At 71.3% G+C, this 2732-nt stretch carries 3 protein-coding genes; 2 read left to right on the forward strand and 1 reads right to left on the reverse strand.

Features of this window, described 5'->3' with window-relative positions:
• Positions 1 to 145 precede the first annotated feature (145 nt).
• Positions 146 to 1099: a pirin family protein gene (locus ACZ61E_RS32500; RefSeq protein ID WP_469704004.1), complete on the reverse strand. Its 954-nt coding sequence runs from the start codon at positions 1097 to 1099 to the stop codon at positions 146 to 148.
• A gap of 286 nt (positions 1100 to 1385) precedes the next feature.
• On the opposite strand from ACZ61E_RS32500, the gene ACZ61E_RS32505 reads away from it, so the two are divergent.
• Positions 1386 to 1889 (forward strand): hypothetical protein, encoded by a 504-nt coding sequence (locus ACZ61E_RS32505; protein WP_469704006.1) that lies wholly within the window; start codon positions 1386 to 1388, stop codon positions 1887 to 1889.
• Positions 1890 to 1989: 100 nt separating this feature from the next.
• Positions 1990 to 2631, forward strand: coding sequence for a hypothetical protein (locus ACZ61E_RS32510; RefSeq protein ID WP_469704008.1), 642 nt, complete (start codon positions 1990 to 1992; stop codon positions 2629 to 2631).
• The last annotated feature ends 101 nt before the right edge of the window (positions 2632 to 2732 follow it).

Below are 2732 nucleotides of genomic sequence, written 5' to 3' on the forward strand. Positions count from 1 at the left end.
GGGGTCGGGTGTGGTGGGGGGGGGGGGGGGGGAGGCCCCCCCCCCCCCCCCCCCCCCCCCCCCCCCCCCCCCCCCCCCCCCCCCCCCCCCCCCCCCCCCCGCGACAGCTCACCTCACCGCACCCGGCTCCCGCCAGTCGCATCGGTCACTCGGCGTTCGCCGGCACCGTGCCCAGCCGGCCGGCCTGGAAGTCCTCGAAGGCCTGCTTCAGCTCGGCGTGGCTGTTCATCACGAACGGCCCGTAGTGCGCCATCGGTTCGCGGATCGGACGGCCGCCGAGGAGGACGACCTCCAGGTCCGGCGTGTTCGAGTCCTGGGACTCGTCCGCGCGGACCGTCAGCGACGACCCCGCGCCGAAGACCGCCGTCTGGCCGGTGTGCACCGGCCGCCGGTCCGTCCCGACCGAGCCGCGCCCCGCCAGGACGTACGCGAGGCCGTTGAAGTCCTCGCGCCAGGGCAGCGTGACCTCGGCACCCGGCCGCAGCGTCGCGTGGATCATCGTGATCGGCGTGTGCGTGATGCCGGGACCCTCGTGCCCGTCCAGCGAGCCGGCGATCACCCGCAGCAGCGCGCCGCCGTCGTGCGACGTCAGCAGCTGCACCTGGCCGCCGCGGATGTCCTGGTAGCGCGGGTTCATCATCTTGTCGGCCGCGGGCAGGTTCACCCAGAGCTGGAGACCGTGGAAGAGACCGCCCGACATGACGAGCGACTCCGGCGGCGCCTCGATGTGCAGCAGGCCGGAGCCCGCCGTCATCCACTGGGTGTCACCGTTGCGGATCGTGCCGCCGCCACCGTTGCTGTCCTGGTGGATGAAGGTGCCGTCGATCAGGTACGTGACGGTCTCGAAGCCGCGGTGCGGGTGCCAGGGGGTGCCCTTCGGCTCTCCCGGCGCGTACTCCACCTCACCCATCTGGTCCATCATGATGAACGGGTCGAGGTGCTGGTAGTTGATCCCCGCGAACGCCCGGCGGACCGGGAATCCCTCGCCTTCGAAGCCACCCGGCGCGGTGGACACGGCGAGCACGGGACGGGCGACGGCGTCGGCAGCCGCCGTGACGCGGGGAAGGGTCAGCGGGTTTTCGACGGTCACAGCGGGCATCGGGGGCCTCCTTGGCGTTGAGCCCAATTTAGTTGAACAGTGAACATGTGGCAAGTCCGGAGTTATTCCCTCACTCCGCGTAGCCATGCGGGGCGCCGCGGTCGCCCGCCACACCCACCCCTCCCTGCCCGGTCACCCCACAGAACCGGTCACGCCCCGGGACACGACCTGCGCCTCCACACCCGAATTCCGGGCAATAGCGGGCATCCGGTTTCCCCCTCGCCCCCTCCGAGCAGGAGCCCCCGCGACAACTGGCCAACTTCCCCCCACAGAAACGGAGTTGCCCATGTCACCCGCACAGACGAGATTCGCCCGCCTCACCGGAGCCGGTACGGCGGTCCTGCTCGCCACCGGCGCGCTCACCGCGTCGCCGGCCGTCGCCGACGAGAAACCGCACTGCGCCGTCGATGTCGTCACGAACGCCGAGACCTGCTTCGCGACCCTCTCCGAGGCGGTCGACGCCGCCAGGAGCGGCCAGGGCAACGGCCCGCGGACCATGGCAGGCGACGTCATCCAGGGCACTTTCTTCGACGACCCCCAGTTCGGCGGCGACTCACTCACCGTCTACGGCACCGCGCCGTGCGAGAAGGACGGCTGGGTCAACTACCAGTACGACCTCCCGGACGAGTGGAAGAACCGCATCAGCTCCGTGCAGCCCTGGGCCAACTGCTGGCTCTGGCTCTACCCGGAGCCGGGTCTCGGCGGTGACCGGGACGGACCGTTCGAGGAGAACGCCGCCGACATCGGCGGCCTCATGAACGACCGCACCCAGTCCATCGGCTTCAGCTGAGCCGGCGGCCCCGGCCCGCGACGGCCCCCGGACCGGACCCGGCCCCCACGCCGGCCCGGCCCCGTACGACACAACCCCCCACACAGAGCACGGAGCACCCATGAAGAACCCGAAGAACCTCAAGAACGGGCGGGCGAAGGCCCGGCTCCCCATCCTGCTGGCCGCCGCCCTCACCACCGGCGGCATGGCCCTGGCCCCCACCAGCGCCCAGGCGGAGGAGCAGCCCACCATCCGTGAACTGCTCGACAAGTGCGACAACGGCACCGACCTCTGCGTCTTCCACCCCTCCGGCCCGCCCGAGGTGTCCATGGGAGAGGCGCACCAGGTCGGCGACAGCGCCTTCAACTGCACCTCCGACCTCCAGCGCTCCACCGTCGGCTGGTCCGACACCACCGGCGAGTCCAACAGCGTCGGGGTGTCACTGAGCGCGGAGGTCGGCTTCGCGAAGGTCTTCAAGGTGAGCATCGAGACCAACTACAGCCACACCTGGGAGAGTTCGCACACCGAGTCGGAGCAGACGAACGTCGACGTACGGCCGGGCGAGGTCGGCTGGGTGACGCGTGAGGCGCAGATGCAGCGCGTCAGCGGCCAGTACGAGATGCACTTCGAGGACAAGTTCTACGGCCACTACTACTGGTACGTGCCGTTCGACGCGACCGGCCCACTGCCGGACGCGCCCAGCACCAAGACGCAGCACACCCGTCCGATGACGGACCAGGAACGGTCGGAGCACTGCGGCTGACGCCGCCCCTCCCGAAGAGGCCGCCGGGGGGGGGGGGGGGGGGGGGGGGGGGGGGGGGGGGGGCTCGCCCGGGGAGGGGGAAAAAGAAAGGGGGAGGGGCG

It is taken from the genome of Streptomyces sp. NPDC104581, from assembly GCF_055583685.1.

Coding starts and splice junctions, on each gene's coding strand:
- ACZ61E_RS32505 (WP_469704006.1), top strand. CDS start 1,386: ATGTCACCCGCACAGACGAGATTCGCCCGCCTCACCGGAGCCGGTACG.
- ACZ61E_RS32510 (WP_469704008.1), top strand. CDS start 1,990: ATGAAGAACCCGAAGAACCTCAAGAACGGGCGGGCGAAGGCCCGGCTC.
- ACZ61E_RS32500 (WP_469704004.1), bottom strand. CDS start 1,099: ATGCCCGCTGTGACCGTCGAAAACCCGCTGACCCTTCCCCGCGTCACG.